Annotated in this window: 15 protein-coding genes; 5 read left to right on the forward strand and 10 right to left on the reverse strand. The window is 53.7% G+C overall.

Annotation, left to right across the window (positions count from 1 at the left end):
- Nucleotides 1-14: 14 nt before the first annotated feature.
- The 4 genes from KGD89_RS14450 to KGD89_RS14465 all read right to left on the reverse strand — a co-directional run bounded on the left by KGD89_RS14450 (nt 15) and on the right by KGD89_RS14465 (nt 7,596).
- Nucleotides 15-2,642, reverse strand: a complete 2,628-nt coding sequence (locus KGD89_RS14450; RefSeq protein ID WP_025260481.1) for an ATP-binding protein — start codon at nt 2,640-2,642, stop codon at nt 15-17.
- Between the two features lie 243 nt (nt 2,643-2,885).
- A complete protein-coding gene (locus KGD89_RS14455) occupies nt 2,886-3,164 on the reverse strand; it encodes a hypothetical protein (protein ID WP_236250113.1) in 279 nt (92 codons plus the stop codon).
- A gap of 458 nt (nt 3,165-3,622) precedes the next feature.
- Nucleotides 3,623-4,825 carry a hypothetical protein gene (locus tag KGD89_RS14460; RefSeq protein WP_025260482.1) on the reverse strand — a complete coding sequence of 401 codons (1,203 nt, stop codon included), beginning with the start codon at nt 4,823-4,825 and terminating at the stop codon, nt 3,623-3,625.
- 146 nt (nt 4,826-4,971) lie between these two features.
- The gene (locus KGD89_RS14465) at nt 4,972-7,596 is read right to left on the reverse strand and encodes a UvrD-helicase domain-containing protein (protein ID WP_143008750.1); all 2,625 of its coding nucleotides are present in this window, start codon (nt 7,594-7,596) and stop codon (nt 4,972-4,974) included.
- Nucleotides 7,597-7,952: 356 nt separating this feature from the next.
- Between KGD89_RS14465 and KGD89_RS14470 the strand changes: the two genes are divergently transcribed.
- Nucleotides 7,953-9,257 (forward strand): FRG domain-containing protein, encoded by a 1,305-nt coding sequence (locus KGD89_RS14470; RefSeq protein WP_025260484.1) that lies wholly within the window; start codon nt 7,953-7,955, stop codon nt 9,255-9,257.
- Between the two features lie 118 nt (nt 9,258-9,375).
- Here KGD89_RS14470 and KGD89_RS14475 read toward each other — a convergent pair whose 3' ends face one another.
- A complete protein-coding gene (locus KGD89_RS14475) occupies nt 9,376-10,182 on the reverse strand; it encodes a hypothetical protein (protein WP_038399899.1) in 807 nt (268 codons plus the stop codon).
- A 263-nt stretch (nt 10,183-10,445) separates the two neighbouring features.
- Between KGD89_RS14475 and KGD89_RS14480 the strand changes: the two genes are divergently transcribed.
- The 4 genes from KGD89_RS14480 (at nt 10,446) to KGD89_RS14495 (ending at nt 15,073) form a co-directional block, all read left to right on the forward strand.
- Nucleotides 10,446-10,928, forward strand: a complete 483-nt coding sequence (locus KGD89_RS14480; RefSeq protein WP_025260486.1) for a hypothetical protein — start codon at nt 10,446-10,448, stop codon at nt 10,926-10,928.
- A gap of 295 nt (nt 10,929-11,223) precedes the next feature.
- The gene (locus KGD89_RS14485; RefSeq protein ID WP_025260487.1) at nt 11,224-11,655 is read left to right on the forward strand and encodes a pyrophosphatase; all 432 of its coding nucleotides are present in this window, start codon (nt 11,224-11,226) and stop codon (nt 11,653-11,655) included.
- A gap of 23 nt (nt 11,656-11,678) precedes the next feature.
- Nucleotides 11,679-12,824 carry a hypothetical protein gene (locus KGD89_RS14490; RefSeq protein WP_025260488.1) on the forward strand — a complete coding sequence of 382 codons (1,146 nt, stop codon included), beginning with the start codon at nt 11,679-11,681 and terminating at the stop codon, nt 12,822-12,824.
- A complete protein-coding gene (locus tag KGD89_RS14495; RefSeq protein WP_025260489.1) occupies nt 12,824-15,073 on the forward strand; it encodes a hypothetical protein in 2,250 nt (749 codons plus the stop codon). The genes KGD89_RS14490 and KGD89_RS14495 overlap by 1 nt, the downstream gene beginning before the upstream one ends.
- Here the strand turns inward: KGD89_RS14495 and tnpC are convergent.
- The 5 genes from tnpC to KGD89_RS14520 form a co-directional block, all read right to left on the reverse strand.
- The gene (tnpC, locus tag KGD89_RS14500) at nt 15,055-16,590 is read right to left on the reverse strand and encodes an IS66 family transposase (protein ID WP_025258071.1); all 1,536 of its coding nucleotides are present in this window, start codon (nt 16,588-16,590) and stop codon (nt 15,055-15,057) included. The genes KGD89_RS14495 and tnpC overlap by 19 nt on opposite strands.
- A 61-nt stretch (nt 16,591-16,651) precedes the next feature.
- Complete coding sequence (tnpB, locus tag KGD89_RS26015; RefSeq protein ID WP_244165752.1) at nt 16,652-17,041, reverse strand: IS66 family insertion sequence element accessory protein TnpB; 390 nt, start codon at nt 17,039-17,041, stop codon at nt 16,652-16,654.
- Nucleotides 16,984-17,307 carry an IS66-like element accessory protein TnpA gene (gene tnpA, locus KGD89_RS14510; protein WP_081741908.1) on the reverse strand — a complete coding sequence of 108 codons (324 nt, stop codon included), beginning with the start codon at nt 17,305-17,307 and terminating at the stop codon, nt 16,984-16,986. The genes tnpB and tnpA overlap by 58 nt, the downstream gene beginning before the upstream one ends.
- Nucleotides 17,308-17,746: 439 nt before the next feature.
- Nucleotides 17,747-18,184 (reverse strand): Lrp/AsnC family transcriptional regulator, encoded by a 438-nt coding sequence (locus tag KGD89_RS14515; RefSeq protein ID WP_025260490.1) that lies wholly within the window; start codon nt 18,182-18,184, stop codon nt 17,747-17,749.
- A 9-nt stretch (nt 18,185-18,193) separates the two neighbouring features.
- Nucleotides 18,194-19,564 (reverse strand): pyridoxal-phosphate dependent enzyme, encoded by a 1,371-nt coding sequence (locus KGD89_RS14520; RefSeq protein WP_025260491.1) that lies wholly within the window; start codon nt 19,562-19,564, stop codon nt 18,194-18,196.
- Between the last annotated feature and the right edge of the window lie 6 nt (nt 19,565-19,570).

Below are 19,570 nucleotides of genomic sequence, written 5' to 3' on the forward strand. Positions count from 1 at the left end.
CCTCCCCTATCGCCTCAACCGTTTCGCAACGCTTCAAGCCCCCGATCCATCGACATGGCTGCAGCCACGATTGCACTCACTGCGGATCGGTCGAACTCATGGTCTTGCTGCGCGTCATGAGTACCGCTATTGAGGCAGCCCCATTCTATGGAAGCCCCGTTTATCCCGATCAACGCATCGAGCCCAGCAAGGATCTCGTCAACGCCCTGAGGAGGGTTTTGAAGCCTGGCGAGTCCGCTTCGAAGCTTGACGCACTTATTGTTTAGTTCGAACTTGGCCCGAGGGCCTCCAAGTTTCAACTCTAAAACCCCACCGTGCCTCCGGCCAAACCACGTCCACGCCCGATCAGTCAGACTCTCAATTGCGGCCCTGGAATGGCGCAATGCATCGCGTTTTTGCTCTGCCTGCAATGAAGCCTGCGCTAACAAAACGTAGTTTTTTGTGGGAGGGTCAGTGTCGATACGTAAATGGTGCTCTCCGTAGTGTGGAAGAAACGAATACTTGCGAATTTGAGCAGCCCGCTGAGCACCAAGCTCCTGCTGGATCCGATGCAGGAACTCCTCTGCGTGAGAGGTCAGAATCACTTGCTTGGCATCAAGCAGCCCGCTTTCAAAGAAGGTACGCCAGATCCCATCTCGATGCTCGTCATCGATCGCGTTGACGACGTCGTCAAAGATTACAATCGGACAATTTTCGGCAAGATTCTTTGCGAGCAAAATCGCCAGGCCGAGGCACCGGATATGCCCCTCGCTCAAGATCATCAGCGCATCGAAGACTTCACCTGGTTGACCTATGAACTCAATCTCGATTCTCCCGTTTTCAGCCAGGGGCAACCTGAGCGCATGGATCTGAGCAGGCAGGGGATCCTCTCGGTTAAACAGGTTGTAGAGATCTCGGGCACTATCACCTAATCCTTGCAGCAATTGGGCGGGCAACGCAGCGAGGTACGCCTGTAGTTGGGGGAGATAGGCGTCGTAGGCAGCCTTGACCCGCCTATGATGCTCTACCGTATGTGCTTCAATACGCACCTCTTCGATGAGTTGCTGGTTATCAATTTCGAATTGAGCAATTATTGCCTGCGCTTGCGTGAATGCTTCCAACGCCTGTGACCGTAGAAGCTTGCAGCGCTCGATTTCGAGTCTGAACCCATCAACCCTCGTGCGCTGCTCGGCAATCCCATTTCTTTCCTCGATGGTCTGACGACTAGCCACATCTGACTGTTCAATGCGACCCGCTAGCTGCACCAGGCCTTGCCACGCCCTCTCGTCGTCATCCATCCAAGGCTGAAGCCAATGGCCGGCTGAAGCGAGCGGAAGAAGCGGTAGATGAGCCGCCCGCAATTCATTGGGGCAGACCTGCGCAGCGACTACGGTCACACGTTGCATCTCAGCCAGCAGTAAACGCAGCGCCTCGTTGCAGTTATTCGTAGCCTGCTCTGACGCTAGCTGTAACGCTTTGAGTTCAGCGAGCTGCACGAGCCCTGCGCGCGCGCGTTCAAATGGATCGTAGCTGACACGATCCAATTGAGTACCACAAGCCGGACACGATGTTGCCCTTTCCGCCAGCTTCAGTACCGCGTCGTAGAGGTTGGAATAGGAGACGTCAGCCGCCCGAGCATTGAGTGCTTGTAGTGCGGCTTGGCTTGCCGCGTGGAGGTTGTAAACCTGTGCGCGTTTCTCCTCCAAACCTGCAGGAGTACATCCATGAATCACCGGCAGCGGTGATTCCAGGACACCCTGCAAATACGCCAATTGTCCCTGTTTGCTCGGCGTACCCAAAATCCAATCAACACATGCTTGGTAAGTACTGCCAGCATAAATCCTTGCGGCCAGGGCCTCCTCTTCCATGGCAAGCTCAGCAAGCCGTTGGGGGTAGCCGTCCACGTTCTGCTGCGATGCGGCGACTTGGTTACGCCTTCCCTCCAGCTGAAAAGCTCTGAGGCCAGAGACACTCAGGTTCTCGTCAAGCGAGGCATTGAATCCACGAACAAACTCGCTGAATTGATCAACGCCAAACAAGGTCGCGATCAATTGTCGCTGGTCACCTGGAGTTCTAGCGGCTATTCGGCCGAAGTCATCAAGCCGATTTTTTTCGACAAAACAGAACCGGAAGTTTTCTTCATTCGCTAGCACCTCAGCTTCTGGCCCACCGTTTAGAGAACCCAGTAACCGTGGCCGCACGTGTCGGCGTAAGCGCGCGTTATTGCAGTAGGCACGATGATCAAAACGCTTTGCTTCAGCCTCACTGATTGATCCAAGCATAGCCATTTCGAGTGCTTCGAAAAAACTGCTTTTTCCCGTGCCATTCGGCCCGTAGATCAAGGTGATGTCATGGCTAAGATCGAAAACCTCTACCTGCATAAACCCCCGGAACGGCCCGACCTCCAGTCGATTAAGTCTTAGACGACTACGGGCTGCTTGAGCGAACTGGGCAGCCTCAGGCAATTCGATAGGTGCATGGGGTAACTGCTGGAGCGTGATCGGAGCCAGCCTGCTAGAGCGCCCTCGCCTTTGAGTGCCAACCTCTGCCAAACTCTGCAGATTGGCCATGACAATATTGGCTAGGCGGCGGACATCCTCATGAACTGGCTGCGCAGCCAGGTAGACCAAAAAACGCTGATATTCGGCGTGTAAACTCGACATAGACGCTCCATGTGTTGACCAACTGGCAGCACCACCTCTTTGGGTAGCTCGACATTGAGCGTAGTCGCAGTTTTATATAGCAGCATGGCGCCATTAGATGCGCTGGAAGAGCGTCTCTGTTAACCGACCTTCACCAAGCATTCCTAGTCGCCGCTTTAAGCACCGAGCTGCTCTCGCAGGAATGTCGAGGGGGAGGAGCTATGAAACGCTCCGCCGCGTACTGCCGAGGCAAGGGAATGGCAGCTAGGCGCAAAAGCCGTGCGTAAGGCGCTCGACCACTTCCAACGCTTCTTGGATGTCAGCATCAACTGGATATGTATGAGCAGGGGCGCGAGCAGGTGTGTTCAGCCACTTTACTGCATGCGTCTGGTTGCCAAATAAACCTGCTGCAGCAGCCAACAGCACGGCATCAATGCCTTCCCCCGATCCAGTTGGTTCGGTCTGTCGATTTTCTGCACCCAGGTGCTCGCTCTGAGCGATAGCGTCCAGCGGTGCTTGCTCCAAGGTATCGCTGAGATTCACATCGAACTCCGCCGCCTGGAGAGCAGATCAGCATTGATGCTTAGGCTGACGGGCTCCTTGGTGGCTATAGGGTCGTAAACTCCGCGCATACTTACCTGCTGAATCACCTCGATTCAAGACTATACACCGGTCTTCACAAAGGTCGCAGCCATCGTCAGTCGGAGGCCAGGGAGGTGGCGCTCCCTTGGCGCTCAGCGTGCCGCCGCAACCAGCCCTCGCGCTCCATCGTGCACGAGTGAACCTCTCCATTGCGAAGTTGCGTTGCAGCGATAGGTTGTCGACACAGTCAATCACACGAGTCGCAGTCTGACCAACGATCATGACAAGGAAATCACATTCAGATCGCTGATCAAACCGTCCTACAAGGTCAGAGGAGTAGCTCGACAGCGCCCGAGCGATCCAACCATTTTACGAAATGTCGATCTCAAAAATGTGAATTGTCTCGTCAAAAGTAGAAATTAGCGTTGAGGGCTGTCGACTACTTTTTCATCACGCTCGACCTTAATGTCGTCTATCAGATGCAAACCATGAAGACTCGTAAGTGTTGGCGACTGATACGGCCCTATGCCTATAGTATCGAAAAACATACTTAAGTCAGTAACAAATCCAGAGCCTATTTTAAATACAGATTCATTTGAAGGAAAAGCCCGATCAACGTTTTCGTCACGAACTCTGTCCAATATAATCCCGGTTACAGCGGCTAGTGAGCAAAGGGATTCATACATATGGGCACCAGTAACAAATGTCGAATGCCACTGCCATCCTGATTTCTTGGCTTGAAAAGCCAAGCTATAATCAGAATGAAATCCGCCTAAACACAAAAGCTTGCAGATTCTTGTGTAAATTATATCAATTTCGCTAAACTTTTTTATCCACAGCTCTTGAGGAGATTTGAAGTTATGTTGCGGTTTCTGCTCCTTTCTGTACAAACAGAGACTATGGATCTTTAACCACTCATCGTGCAATTCGCGAAGAAAGTCGTGACATACCATGAAGCTGGAATCCGTCTGGGGACGCGAATTTTTATATATCCTTCGATATAGATCCATGGGCTGACTAATGAATATACAAGACTCTATATCAAACTCCTTCGTTGTAGCCTCACTGTTTTCATCGAAGGCATTTCCTGGCTCCACTAACTCATAAATGCGTTCTATTCTCTTACCTTTAACCTTATCAAACTGATCCAAAATAAACTTGACATGGCCATAATAGATGTCATTCCGGTTCTTTAAACCTGTATCATCAATCTGTTTTTCCGTCTGAATCGTGCGATGCACGTTATTCACGATAGCCCCGAGAGGTACGGATGACGCAAGTATAATCAGCGGGAATTTGCTGATTTCAAGGAACACCCCATAGCCTTGATAGGAAAGATCCAGGCTGTAACCTTGCCATGACCAGGCCCCAAAAAAAACGAACAAATAAACCGGATAAGCAGTTGCGATAATAAAAAGCGGCTGATTGAATAGCTGCCTGTCATCCAGCTCAAACCACTGAAAATAGTAAGACATTGCCGCAAGCATACACGTACTGATTAGCACCCCCATCAGAAAAACCTGCGGGGCATTTTGACGGATAGTCAGAATCAAGAACGCAGTCACTAACATCAACACAATCACAAACAACGCAAACTTATTTTTCTTTGTAAATTCACTCATGATTCAGTCACGTCAAAGTATGGCTTAGGTTTATTTAAGATCATGCGCGCCAAGTCCAATCCCGGCAAGGCAACAGTATTTTTTCAGCACCAGCACATGCAGGCACCATGACTAACGATTAGTGTTCCTTTTAATTAAGTTATTAATCACGATAAGCGCTCCGTCGCTGCCTTGCGCTTGACCCCATCCGAACGAGATCCCGCACGGTGACCCACGACCTTCCAGAAAGGCTCCTCGGCAACGATATGACGACTCGCTTTCTCCGACGCCGGCACCTTTTCATCCCAAGTGATGTACCAGTAGCAGAAGGTTACCGCCCGAGTGATCGCAACATAGGCCGTCCGCAGCGCCTCGTGCTGCTGAGCTCTATCGTAACCGCACTGATCACCTGGGCTGCCCATGCCAGCCTGGGCGTAAAAGTCATTCTTCGAGGGTGACGAATTCGTGACCTCGCAATCGCCGAGCAGAAAAACGGCATCCGCTTGAAGGCCTTTCGACGAGTGATAGGTCAACAGCTTGATCCTTTTCTTCTGCTTTTCGTCACGCGCTCGCTGAAGAACCTGCGAGAGGGCCTTTTCTGCTTCCTTTTCTGTGGCGCGCTTGCGGAAAAGCACCAGGATGTTATGGCCAGCCTCGTAATGATGCTCAACCATTTCAACAAGGTGCTTTTCGTCGAACTCACCTACCGCCACTGGGACTTGGTTGCCGATCACAGATTTGTTGACCGCAACACTGTGTTTGTTCTCAAAACCTGGCGTTTTCTTGACGATCGACTCAGCAGCGTCCACCACCATTTGATGCGAACGATGGTTTTCTTGCATGAACACTTCAGTGTGGGCGGGAGATTTGAATTCCTTGTCGAACTCCATCAGGAAACGTGGAGAGCTGCCTCGCCACCCATATATGCTTTGCCAGTCGTCGCCGACGGCCATCAGCGATGCGTGTGCAGGCGCACCGAATGTATTGACGCTCAAACCACGCCGCTCAATCTCGCCGAACGTCGCCCTGACCCAACTGATGGTGTTTGCACCCACGTCTTGAAACTCGTCGATAAGTAGCGTCGACATGGGGCGCAGAACGCTATCCGGCACTGCCCGGAAATTCTTGTAGCCACGCTCGCTGAACATCGCGAACATGCTATTGAACGTCATGATGGGCGGACTCATTTCCAGCAGCCGCTGATTGAATGCAGCCCAATAAATCCCCAAGGCATGGAAGAATGGGACATCAGGATCATCGGGATACAAGCTCATTTTTTTGACCGCGCTGACCGCATCCAGGCCCAGGTTTTCAATAAAGGAAGCTGTGGAGTAGAACGCCTCCATGATGTGGGAAGAGCTAATTTCCCCTCGAACCTTGTAAAAAAATGCCGGACATGCGATTGCTCGACCACAGAGTGCGTCGACCGATTGTGACGCCTGCTCGTAGCTTTTCAGGGAGATAACTCGGCGGCTACAGAAAGCCTGGAAAATCGTCCGTTTGTCCCGAACATGCTTGCGCAAATACGACCCGTATGGGATATCCAATTTGAGCTCGTCCGGCTCTGAATCATCCACCCCTAGGATCACATAGGTTTTGTACTCGGGGATGTACCCGTTGACCTGGAAGTCTTTGCCAAGTAACCGGATTTTCTTGTTCGTCGGCACAACGCCGTCGATGGGCCAATGCCCGGCAGCGCTCCAGAGGCCTTCAAGCGTCGAACACAAAGCTCCATCATTCTTCGCCATGGCCCAAGCCCAATCTTTGCGGTCTTGGACATCTGGATGTTCCTTGTCCAGCTCGTCCAGGAGCAGCGAGCGCTGATACAGCTGCCCGATCAACCCACGGAAGGTTGCATCTCCTTCGTAGAGATCTTGGTAGAGGGCCTTCATCAGGTCGAGCTGGATTTCGCCCAGCTTCATGTTCAGCGCTGACCCGTCCTTCTCCCTTTCGCTGAGATCCTTGTCCAAGAACTCGAACGCTTTTACCTCGCCCAAGCCCTCAATGCTCTTAGCGAATGAGAGGATGCGCGAATGGAACGTGCGGACAATTTCTAGCGACTTCTTCTCGCTAACCTCGTACCCCCACAGGTCAAACACTTCTCGCACCTTCTTCGCGAAATCCAGCTTGGATTCCTTCGTGAATGTGACGACCGTGAGACTCGCCAAGTCAATCTTCAAATAGTGGTAGAGAACGATCAGCCTCAGCACCATCGTTGTCGATTTACCAGACCCTGCCCCCGCAACGACCGCAGTGGTTGGGGTCGTCGACAGAATCATCTTCCATTGGTCATCTGACGGAGGTTGGCCAGGCAGATAATGCGCGACGTCCCGGCGGATCTGGGCTTCCATCTCCGGCGTAATGGCAAATCTCCAATCCTTGAACAGGGCTGGTTCTTTCGTGGCCGGCGCACCGGGCTCTTCACCAATCCCTGGGCGCAACTCGACGATCAGCTTACCTTCTTCGAGGCCTACGCTATGGCCTTCAGCAAAGCCCTCTTTCAAACCCTCTGTCTTGCCCTGCAGATGTCCCTCAGTTCTGCCTTGTGCCTGTCCGAGCTTCAGCCCATGTTCTCGACCCGATTCGAATCCCTCCGCTACACCGATCTGATGTCCAGCTTTCCAGGCGGAGCGTTGTTCAAAACGCACGGCGTCCAAGAGGAAGTTAGTGATACCACTGACCAAACGGCCTTTCGCAGGCATCGCATGGCTATCAGGTGGCGGGGTTTTACGCCCTGCCGAGGCGCGAGGCTTGAGCGACGGAGAATTGGAGTCGTTCTTTGGTGAATCCACTAGCTAAGGGCTCCATGCATACTGGAGAGTGCCAGACATCAAGACACGTCTTATGGCGAAAAACCTGAGGTTATCACTATATTGATGGCGCAAAGCCTCTAGTCCGCAGATATGCCGCGATTTAGCCTTCGTGAACTGCTCGGCACGCGATGTAATCAGCCGCTTCGACGGTCAGTGCCAGATGAGTGGCTGATGGCCCACGGCGGCGAAGAAAAAAGGTGTGTTGCCCGCAGTCGATCATCGTGCCGATCTGACCCCTTAGCAGATCCGTCCCCGAGATGTCCCTACTGCTGATTCCGGGATAAGCTGCAGATCACAGGGGGCACGAATATCAACGCAATCGCGAGGGATGCAGCTTGCAGGAATATGCAGCGAAAAGCGTCGAAGAGTTAAACCGGCTCATTGAGGGTTTTGGTGAGAATGTTTTGTTTCGTGGCCAGACCTCCCATTACGGAGAGATTGGAGCCCCCTCCGTCGTCACGTCCTTCGATAGGAACCGATGCATACCGAGCGAAATGCTCAAATGGTGCCGCTATTCTCAAAGCGTGTTGGATGCATATATCGCCAGACACCGAACAGACTTTGCCTATCAGCAGGCACTCCTTCAGCATTACGGCTGGCGTTCGTCCTACGTGGATTGCACCTCAAATCCAGCCGTAGCCGCGTGGTTCGCGAGTCACAGATACACCGAAGCGCCCAGGCTGGAGCTTTGCGAGGACTGTGACGAGCAGGCAGTGATGGTCAAGAAACGAATGGCGACTTATGTGCCTGTGATCGGCACAGGCCATCTATATGTCCTGTGCAAGCAGGCCGCGAATCGGATAGGCCTAGTTGATCTGGCTACGTTGACCGTTGAAGGTTATAGACCGCGCACCGTGGCTCAGTCAGCCTGGCTTCTGGGCCCTCTGCAAAATCCAATACCGCAACATTGCTTTCTCGCCCAAATCACCGTTCCTAGCGACATTCTCCAAGAATACGCTGCCACGCGCGGCTTGACTGACACAAGTGCCCTCTTCCCATCATCTGCTGAAGATCCGATCTTGAAATCATTGCTGGGCCTGCCTTGGGAGGAGATCAAGTCCGAGGTAGCACTGAAAAGTCTGCCAGCGTTCAAGCGAGCACTGGAGCTTCCAGAATACCATCCGAGCTTTGTGAAAATCGCAGGTGCGCAAACCGCGTTCTACCGTGGTGCAAAAATTCTGGATACCCAGGATTCGATTCATGGTAACCCTCACGGTGGAATCATCGTCGAGATCCCGGACATGGTGCTCTATGGGTCAGCCGACCCGAGCAAGCCCCTACGCTTCCCTGAGATCGAGAAGCTAATCAAAGAGAACGGCACGGTAGCATTCGAAGCCGACACGTTGATCAAGCATCCAACCCTCGATCATCTGACGCTCTACCAGAAAGGTGTCGGCGTCATACCTCGCGGGCGTGACCTATTTGAGGTTTGTGAGTTGACGGTCAAACACCCTGGACTCCGACTGACCGGCGCCGGCTTCACCACGGGCTGGACATATCGAAGGCAAGCCAGCGGAGTTTGGACACGGGAACCACAGATCACCGATTGCTCATGCGACAATCCCATCGTCCACGCACAGCACATTAGCGCTTTGCACATCGCCGAAGAGTTCCTGAAGGATCCCAATGGCTTTGTGTAATTAGGCTCGTAGGCTCTTAAAGGTCTCTGGTTTCTTAGACGCCTCCGAAGCTTCATATTCAGGCTTAAATGGAGGTATCTCGGAGACGGAGACGCCTCACGGCTTCCCTCCTTTACAATCAAGCCCTTTGTGCCTGCCGTTGGCGTTGACGGAATCGCTTAATGAAATCCGCATCGACGAGTTCATCTACGTTCAAGTCCAACCCGCAATTCACGAGTGACGCCAAGGCGCTGTCGGAGAGCGCAAAGCTATCGGGTATAAAACCGCAAGCCCTCACTTTGTTGTCGTCAACGTCGGCCAGAAGCGCTTTTACAAAGTCGGAACGACCGGATTTGCGACTTTCCGTCGCAACCGCAGTGACCTCATCATAAGCGGTAACCTCTGCCCTTCCGGCATCGTCTCCGATGGCCTGAACGACCTCAGCCAATTTCGGCCAGTACTTCAAGTCATACTGGTTCTGTAGCCGCTCCAGCTCGTCTTTTACGTAGCTCTCGTAGTGATAATTGTGCTCTGACGCTTCGTGCACGATATCCATGATGTGGTATTGCGTGCCCGAGCTAAACCCCGAATGGTTATGAAGCTCATCACGCCGGTCAAGCAATGCTGCCATCTGGTCAGCGAGCTCACTGATCCGGATATTGATCCCAACCAGTTGATCACGCGCCTGCCTGGCGGCTCGGTTCTTTTCTGGATTCCACCCATCAGCGGCGTGAACGAAGGCGTCCCAGAATCCATACAAGGCCCTGGGAATGTAGGCCAGTGCGGCATAAACGTCTTCGTATACATCTACAAGCTCGATGCGCCGCTTGAGCATGCCAGCAATGATGCTGCGCACGTTCGGCCAGATACGCTTGGCTTCGAGATCCTCCATCATGGTGCGCAGGAGGCTTTCGCATTGGAGAACGGCTTCGGAAGGTGTGTGCACTCGGGGAGTCCTGTTGGTTAACGTGTCCCAAGGCTACCGCTCAACATCCGAGGTGGCGGTACCTATTTGAAACTCTTTTTGCTCCTAATGGGTACCTGCCAGTTAGACGCCCCAGTCCGACCAAGCTGGTTCCGTCATTGGGGCGACAGCTCAGGCGCACCGTTAAAATCACCATGGGCGGCTTATTACACTCAGGATTATTTCACCGAAAGGGCGTCCCAGTGGCATCATGCCACTCTGCATGACTATCGGTAGGTGTTTAGATGCTGCAAAGGGAGTTTGTGATCAAATCGAGTAACCCTGCCATCCTGACGGTGTATCTGCTTACGCCATTTTTACTGCTAGCCGGCGGCCTGCTCTTGTACGTACCCTGGAGCAGCCCAAACGCCCCTGCTTGGGTTCAGGCGGTGGGATCGATAGCTGCGATCATCGCAGCGTGGTTAATCCCTTATCACCTCGAACGGGCTCGACTAAAAAAACAGAAGGCCGACTTGCTAGCATCCGTCGGATGGTTAGCCCTGCGCGTAAAAAACTCCTTTGATCACATGTCCAGTGTGGTCAGCAAATCCGATCCGGATGCGCTGCGAGGGTGGCTTTTTGTGTCCGCTCACGCAGAATGGTCGATTCATCGAGATGCCGCTCGTGAATTCCCACTTGCAGGCTTCACTCGCGACGAAATTTCTTGGCTCTTAGCCCTCCGCTCTGTCACCGAATTTGGGGTACTGTGCTCTGAAGCCCTTAGGTAATGGGACTTCGAAGCGGAACCACACCTGGCTGAAAACTTTCCCCTAAACGATGGAATTATCTTCCATCGCCCCCAAATCAACTGGGTTTTAGAGCAACTCTCCAAATAACCCTAAACCGCATGCTTTTCACTGTGCAGCCCAAGCCGAATGCTCCACTGGACATTTCCACCATCCATGGGTTTTGCCGGCCTCGATGGAGCCTGTCACGATCATGGCCGGGCATGGCTGCGGATTGCTTTGCCCTGAAAAAGAAGCGTAGTGTCTGCTGCAAATGCCTCAGCAACGGAGATGATCAATGAGCAAAAGTTTTCGCGACCGCATCCAGACAATGAATGAGATGTACAAGCTGCCCATCCACGAGACCCCACACCTGTTCACGGATGCGGAGGATCGCCTCCTGAAATTCAAGCGGACACTGCTCGATGAGGTCGCGGAAATCGATGACATTGCCGAGCAAATTCGTCGCGGAGACGATGCCATCGATGTTCAGGTCGCGATTGCAGACCTTCTCGGCGACGTCATCGTGTACTGCCGCTCCGAGGCCATGAAGTACGGCATCCCGCTTGAAGCCGTCCTTGAGCTGATCATGGACAGCAACGAGAGCAAACTAGGAGCCGATGGCAAGCCTATCTACGATGAGAACGGGAAGTTTCTAAAGGGCCCCAATTACTGGAAGCCCGAGCCGCAAATTAAACAACTACTCGCAAGCCTCCCGGCCCAAAAGTAACCCCACGACTCTGAGGTGATCGCTTGGCAACTGTTAACCACGTGGGGAAGTGCCGGAGCCTGGTTGAGATTGAGGAAATCATTTCCCAGATTGAGTCCTCCGATAGCGAGACGATATTTCGCTTCCCTATAGACACCCTCGGTGCTCGACACAGCCCGATGCATGATGCATCCCGACTGCAGATGGTCGTTACACTCGCGCGCCAGCAGCTTGAAAATGGTTACTTGGATTTTCATCCGAACGCACAAGAAATAGATGCGCAGCAGGCCGTTTGTGATTACTCACCAGGGATTGCGGGTGTCCGGCTGTCCAGGGGAATACGGATTGGTAGCAGGGAAATTGATCGCCGAGATGTCCTGACCTTTGCGACTAAAAGAATGCAAGCGATGGATGCCCAAGACTTGGACGAGCTGGTCAAGGGGCGATGCGTCGATCTCATGTGCGTTGGTGGCTCCAAAATCCAGTACCTGAAGCCGCTGTTCTCTTCGCGAGGCAAGGCCAAAGAGAAAGACGACATGGCCCCGGTTATGCGCAAGCTGGTTGACCGCACTATGCAACAGAGCAGGTATGCGCTGTCTGAACCGTTGATCGATGCACTGGCATTGTTCTCAGCGGAGCTCATCCAAAATACTCAAGACCATGCAGTAAAAGACCACACCGGCAAACCTTATCTCTCCCATGTCGAAGGCCTGATGATGGGATGGACACGGTTTTACGACTCGCTCCACTCCGAAGACTTCTCAGGACACCCCATGCTTGAGAGCTACTGGAGTGGAGAAGCCGGTCGGACTGACACCGGCATGAAGAGCCTCAGGGCATTTGAGGTCAGTTTTTTTGACTCGGGGCCTGGTTTGGTCAGCCGCTATACCGGGCAGCTCGTACAGGACATGTCTCTCGAAGAGGAACGATTGGCACTCATCCAGTGCCTACGGCACAAATCGACTTCAAAGTCCCAATCAGCAGCAGGAGAGGGGCTGCCGTCCGTGTTACGGCAGCTGAGACAAATAGGCGGACTGATGAGAATCCGCACGGGAAGACTTTCGATGTTCAACGCATTTGAGCCTTGCGAAAATCGTGACCTCTTCGACTTCCAACACTGGACTAAAAACAGCCTCTCACCCGTACAAGGTGCGGTTATCTCTATCCTCGTACCGCTGAGGGCTCATTGATGCAACGGTTCTACTCCTGGCGGCACCTAAAACACTGCCCGTTGCATGGCACCATTGAGGCCCTTGTGCTCTGCTACAAGCGCTGCCACCTCACCGAAGGTAATGTGTATGCGGATGTAGAGACCGCTTTGAAAAGTGATGCCAATCTTCCAGACTGTGTATACATCGTGGGCTCAATGGAGCAATACAAGGTTTTCAAAACAGCCTGGGATCCGACCAATACGCATCTGCAAGCCATGCTCAAGCGCGGGATGAAAGCAGGCTTCGATTTCGTAAAGCAGTACACCTTTGTGGAGTGGAATGGAGCTAAGTTCCAACACCACGCCCTTGGCCAGCAAACTGGCCCTTACAACGCGGATCTGAAGCTCCTTCTGAGCTGTGGCGTACACAGCCTCATCGAAAAAAATAATGCCATCCACCAAGCACCCTCCGGGCACGTGTTCAAGCATCCTTCCCAGAGACGGAACAAGGTATTCATCCAGGCAAGAGAAATCGCCTCTGGTGAAGCAGAACTGCACGTCGTCGCTTACCTGATCGCTCTATGCCACGGACAGGCGCTGCAAGGCAGCAGCAAGGTGTACATCGATACAATGGGCATCTATGCCTACGTCAAGTGCGCCCTAGCCCTGTGCCGCTCCGACGCGGAGATCATCAGCTTCCACTCCTATGACGAGTTGGAGAAAATCAACCCGCCACCTGACCCCTATTTCTGCATTATCTCCGCTTCCACCTCCGGAAGCATGGCAGGGAAGATGGCGAGTACCGTGTGGGATCCACATCGAATCACCACCATCGTCGACATAACATCCAATGGACGAGCTGGCGAGGTGATGGTCGCGCTCGACAGCATGGGCGTTGCTTTCCCCGATCTGAAAGTTAGCGACGGTACTCTAATCGAGATCATCGGCGAGAACTTCTCATCCAAAGCCAAACCTCCAAGACCGGTCATTATCGGGCGGCCCCATGCCCCGAACGCCCTGCCTGAGTTCCATGAGTACTTTGGTTTCTCGATATACCCCTTTAACACCCCGATCGCGGCAAAGACAAAGCTGCTGCAGCTTGATGTCGCTAAGGTGCTGGAGCACGAAGAGTTTCGGAAGTGGCTGAACGCAGAAATTGATTGGTCGTTCCCTCTGACCGTCAGCCACGTTATCCATGCCGACGATCAGGCTTCCGAGGCTCTGGCGGGAATCGTCGTGGATCGCCTGCGCACTCGCCTGGCGGACGGTTCATCGATCACCGTGATTCCTTACCATCAGCTAGAAGAAAACAACTGCAAGGACGCGACTGGTGTCGTGATCGTTTCCACCGTCGCAAGGGATGGTGGGGTGCTCCGAGAGATCAGTCGCGACCTGCGCTCGTACATCAAAGCGGACATACCAAGGCACTTCCTCTCGCCAATCGGCATTCCGCAGACGAACGAGTCCTGGAGTCAGTTGCGGATGTTCCTAGTACGTAACTCGACGCCCAGAGAGTACGGTTTTGCCAACTGGATTAAGCTACCTCTCGGGGAAGACTCCAATGACAACTCGTGGCATCGTTTGATCACGACCTATGAGCAAAATTCGGAACTAAGCGTCGATGAATTGGGGCTTGGACACCTGCCAAATACCTCCAACATCCTGCCCGCCCTTGGGTTGGCAGGAAAGGCAGCCTCTACGGCGTTTAACGGCTTTTTGCTTTCACCACGTGGCAATCCGCTGCGCCTATCGGAAGGCTTCCTTTTTTTTGGAGACAAAACCGATATCGCTGGCCGCTATGCCGAAGTCGAACCTAGCATGGTGCACCTCACCATGTCTGCGGTGCTCCAAAATGCTCGCGAGCACAAAGACCACGAACGACGCCTATGCCCCAACGGTTATGAGTCGGTCGTACTGGCTCCGGAGTGCTTCCTGAGGTTCAACGAAGCGATCTTGCAAGCATGCATGCTCAGGGCATGCCACCCCGCAGAGCTGGACTACTCATCCAGTCCCGAGCTCAGCAAGGTGATGAAAGAGCTGCTGGTGAAGGTGTTTTCCCGTTGGGATAAGGACTTCGGTGACGCAGCCCTGGAGTTTGCCGCAGCCATTGCCGTCGGCTCCCTTCGGCTTGCGAAAACGGACATGGTGGGGCTCCTGGACGTAACCGTCCGGCCAAGTCATCTACCGAACTCCAGCTTTAAGGGCGATGGTGTCCGCGTATTTTTAAGCGGACGCGATCGTAAGCGTACGGGGAACACGCCTTGCGCAAGTCAGCCCGGCATCCACTGATGCGGCAAAAGTTGGTCAATCTCACTGGCCTTGTGCGTCGGCAACCGGCTCAGCACATCCTTGAGATACGCATACGGATCATGCCCGTTCATGCGCGCCGACTGGATCAAGCTCATGATCGCCGCAGCCCGCTTACCACTGCGCAGCGATCCTGCGAACAACCAGTTAGATCGCCCCAAGGCCCATGGTCTTATCGTGTTCTCGACAGGATTGTTGTCGATGGGCACAGCCCCATCGTCCAGGTAGCGCGTCAGCGCTACCCAGCGTTTCAAGCTGTAGTCCAAAGCTTTGGCCGTAGCCGATCCTTCGGGCACAAGCTCGCGCTGAGCCAGCATCCATTCGTGCAACTTCTCAGCGATGGGCGTCGCTTTTTCCTGACGTAATCGCTTGCGATCTTCATCGCCCATTTCCTTGGCTTGCCGCTCAACCTCGTACAAACCGCCAATCGAGTGCAGTGCCTGTTCGGCCAACTGACTTTTATTCGCCACGTGCAGATCGAAGAACTTGCGGCGGGCGTGAGCCATACAGCCGATTTCGGTGATGCCCAGCTCGAAGCTGGCCTTGTAGCCTGCGAAGTCGTCGCACACCAGTTTGCCGTTCCAGGAGCCGAGGAAGTTGCGGGCATGTTCACCCGCGCGACTTGGGCTGAAGTCGTAGACCACCGCTTTAAGCGCCGAAAATGGCGTGGTGCAGTAAGCCCATACATAAGCGCGGTGAGTTTTCTTTTCGCCGGGTGCGAGCATCTGCACCGGCGTCTCGTCGGCATGGACAACTCGCTGCGCCAGTACTGCTTCTCGCAGCGCATCAACCAAAGGCTGAAGCTGCACGCCAGTTTGCCCGACCCATTGGGCTAGCGTTGAGCGCGCAATTGCCAAACCGGCGCGGCCGAAGATTTTCTCCTGACGGTATAGCGGTAAGTGGTCGGCGAACTTCGCCACCATCACGTGAGCGAGCAGGCCTGCAGTAGGTATGCCCTTGTCGATTACCTGGGCCGGCACCGGTGCCTGGATCAGCGTTTCGCACTGGCGGCAGGCCCACTTTCCACGCACATGCTGCTCTACCGTGAACACGCCCGGTGTGTAATCCAGCTTTTCGCTGATGTCCTCGCCGATGCGCTGAAGTTGGCAACCGCAAGCGCACTGAGTGTTTTCCGGCTCGTGGCGGATCACTGTGCGTGGAAACTGCGCAGGCAGCTGCGCACGTCTGGGTTTCTCACGAGGCTCGGCCGGTGCAGTTGGCGGATTGGCCGCCTTCAGCTCGGCTTCGATTGCTGCAAGGTCGGTGTCGAGCAGGTCGTCGAGGAGGCTGCCTTGGTCAGGGCTCAGTTGCTCACTGCGCTTGGCGAACTTGTGGCGTTTGAGGATCGCGATCTCATGGGCAAGCTGCTCATTGACCGTTTCGAGGCGTTGGATCTTCTGGCCCATCGAGTCGACCTGGGACAGCAACTGCAAGGCCTGCTCGGCCAAGGCGCGTAGCTGTTCTGGTGTCATCTGGTCGAGGCTGGGCGAGGAAGTCATGCCGCTGATTGTGCCAGAGCAGGCGATCAGCGGCGATAAACCGATGGGCTAATAGAAGGTGTTATAGCACTGTGATGGTGCCTCCCGCGCCGACTCGCTGCCAAGGCAAGCCCAGCACCAGCGCCTGGAGTTGCTCGCTGTCGAGTTGTACTTCCAGGCCACGATGGATGCCAGGCCAGTGAAACTTGCCTTGGTTCAATCGCCGCGCAGCAAGCCAGATGCCGACACCGTCGTGCACCAGGACTTTCATTCGGTTGGCCCGTCGATTGGCAAAGAGATAAGCGCAGTGCGGCTTCGCCGCACCAAATACCGCAATCACTCTGGCTAATGCTGTTTCCGTACCGGCGCGCATGTCCATAGGCTCAGTGGCGAGCCAGATGGCGTCGATGCGGATCACTGGGCAAGCCCACGGATAAAGCGGGCGCAACCATCTGGGTCTGAAGATGGCCATTTCACGGTGAGTATTTGCTGGCCGAAAGGAATCTCGAGGCTGATAGGTATTGGCTGATCTGGCTGGGCTGTGGGCGCGAGTTTCACTGGAACAAAAGCGGGCGGCGTCGGTGGCTGGCAATTGCGATACGCAGGAATCCATTTTCGAACCAGGTTAGCGTTGATGCCGTGACGCAGGGCAACGCTGGCCATTGATACGCCCGGTTGTAGGCATTCCTGGACGACTTGGGCTTTAAAGGGCTTGGGGTAAGAGGTTCTTTGGCGCATGGAAATCCTGACAAGAAGGGTGATGGTGTCCACGTATTTTTTAGGTGGACACCATCGCCCTTATGGCTGGGATCGGGTAGGTGAGTTCGCCGGACGATTACGGCATATCTAGACTAGGCAAGGGGCATTGGCTGGGCGCTTACGATCAGGTCACGAGATCGGCAACAACACAGGACAGTATTAGTGAGAACTTGAATAGGTTGCCTGCTGCGCCGCCGGGGAAGAATGATGCTAAGCAGGTACCGCAAAGGAGAGACTGACAATCTGCGGCTATAGAACTAACCCTTCATGTCGAAGTCCAGGGCAGCGCTGAAGTCGGGGATAACGTTCGAGGGGCTTCAAGGACGAGCACATCAAGCTAGGCTTAGCGCGGCTTAAAAACCCATCATGAGCCTGGCCCTGAGCGAAGCAGCAATAGTCAGGGGAAGCTGCCTATCTTCTACAGCAATTGACTCAAAACGAACGTCGTGACGGTGTTTTCAACACCTGGCATTGCAGCGATCATTTTCCAGACCAGATGGACACGCTCTGCGTGAACAGCCTCAATCCTAACCATCAAGTCGAATTCACCGCTCATGACTTCACACATGGTCACCTCCGGAATCGTACTGATTCCTTTAACCACGTCATCACCTCGCATCCGGTCATGTCGATAGACGAAGATGATGGCTGTAATGGGAGGAGATGAATTCCGACCCTCACCTGTAACGATTGTATAGCCTTTGATGGCCCCATCACGCTCCATGCGCTCAATACGCTGACGAACCGCATTGCGAGAAAGGTGAACCTTCAATCCCAGCTCAGCATGGGAGATCTTTGCGTTCGCAGTGAGCGCGGCCAAAATTCGCTCATCTTGGGGATCGAGAAGGCGTTTCATACATTAATCCTACACGCCATGAAGGAGCAGAGAGAGCCCATTAATATCACCTTTGCTTAATACAGTAGGATTGACGCTTGGATCGGGCGCAATGGGCACATCTGCATGCCATATCTTCAAATCTGAAAGGAGACGGGATGATTTGCTTGGGGCCAGCTGTGCCAATGTGACCATAGGACTTCCTAGACTACGGCGATACAGCCGTGCCGCCAGCGAACCTGTAGCGGTCTGAGGATCAACCGCCGTCCCAGCCTCTCTAAAAATAGAGAGCAGCTCCTCTCTCACGTGTTCATCATCAACAGCGTAAGAATCGAACAGCATCCGCGCCTGCAACCATTGTGTGTTACCAATGCTCAGCTTCCCGGAATCCTCGAAAGCATCCATGAGATGCTCCACAGTCGCGCCATCATGGTTATAGAGCTCCCAGATTAACCGTTCCAGATTCGAGAACAGCGAAAAATCCATCGAGGGTGAAAGGGAAAGACTTAGTTCGCCTTTCGAATAACTGTTCTGGTTTATAAAACGATGTAAAGCATTATTGGTATTGGTAGACACGATAACTTGGTTGATGGGCAACCCCATCCTCTGTGCGATATAGCAAGCGTAGATCTCTGCAAAGCTTGCTCCAGGGATACTGAACCCCAGAGGCCGAACGCTGCCCCCTAACTGCAAAGCGCTGTGGAAGAAGAATACGATTTGAGCTAGGACGCCGATCCAGTTCGTGGAGTTGAAGCTGACAGGTATCACGTCCCTAACAGGCCAATTCCTCAGCACTTTAGAAACAAGGGTTTGGCAGTCATCAAAGCTTCCATCAACTTCAATCAACTGCACTTGGTTAGAGATTGATGCCATCAGGCTGGCCAGGCGATCAGGTGGTACTCCGTCACGCGGATATAATGCCACCACCTTTACATTGGGCTGGTCTTTGAAGGCCTCGATAGCTGCGAGCCCTGTATCTCCATTGGTAGCCCCAATGAGGATAGCCTTTTCAGATGGCGTCAGAAGATGCTCGACAAGCCTCGACTGGAGCTGGGCAGCAAAATCCTTGGACGCTTGGGTTGGCCCATGGTGAAGCTGCAATAGCCATTCATTTTGGCCAATCTGCTGGAGAGGGGCTACGGCTCTATGGTCAAACTGGCCATAACACTCCTGAAGCATTACCTTCAAGGTTGAGCTGTCGATCTCGTCCCCGACAAAAGGGGATATGACTTGGTAAGCGAGTGAGTCGAAGGGAAGCCACGACCAGCTCGCGATCACATCGCTAGCGAAGTGGGGTAGGCTCTGAGGTACATACAGGCCGCCATCCGATGCAATTCCGGACAACACGACGCTCCGAAAACTGGATGTCTCTGCAGAACCACGTGTGCTTACGTACTGCATATGTAC

Origin of the sequence: Pseudomonas cichorii (assembly GCF_018343775.1) — a bacterium.
Lineage (GTDB): Bacteria > Pseudomonadota > Gammaproteobacteria > Pseudomonadales > Pseudomonadaceae > Aquipseudomonas > Aquipseudomonas cichorii.

Coding starts and splice junctions, on each gene's coding strand:
- KGD89_RS14515 (WP_025260490.1), bottom strand. CDS start 18,184: ATGAAACGCCTTCTCGATCCCCAAGATGAGCGAATTTTGGCCGCGCTC.
- tnpB (WP_244165752.1), bottom strand. CDS start 17,041: ATGGCCATCTTCAGACCCAGATGGTTGCGCCCGCTTTATCCGTGGGCT.
- tnpC (WP_025258071.1), bottom strand. CDS start 16,590: ATGACTTCCTCGCCCAGCCTCGACCAGATGACACCAGAACAGCTACGC.
- tnpA (WP_081741908.1), bottom strand. CDS start 17,307: ATGCGCCAAAGAACCTCTTACCCCAAGCCCTTTAAAGCCCAAGTCGTC.
- KGD89_RS14495 (WP_025260489.1), top strand. CDS start 12,824: ATGCAACGGTTCTACTCCTGGCGGCACCTAAAACACTGCCCGTTGCAT.
- KGD89_RS14485 (WP_025260487.1), top strand. CDS start 11,224: ATGAGCAAAAGTTTTCGCGACCGCATCCAGACAATGAATGAGATGTAC.
- KGD89_RS14460 (WP_025260482.1), bottom strand. CDS start 4,825: ATGAGTGAATTTACAAAGAAAAATAAGTTTGCGTTGTTTGTGATTGTG.
- KGD89_RS14520 (WP_025260491.1), bottom strand. CDS start 19,564: ATGCAGTACGTAAGCACACGTGGTTCTGCAGAGACATCCAGTTTTCGG.
- KGD89_RS14480 (WP_025260486.1), top strand. CDS start 10,446: ATGCTGCAAAGGGAGTTTGTGATCAAATCGAGTAACCCTGCCATCCTG.
- KGD89_RS14450 (WP_025260481.1), bottom strand. CDS start 2,642: ATGTCGAGTTTACACGCCGAATATCAGCGTTTTTTGGTCTACCTGGCT.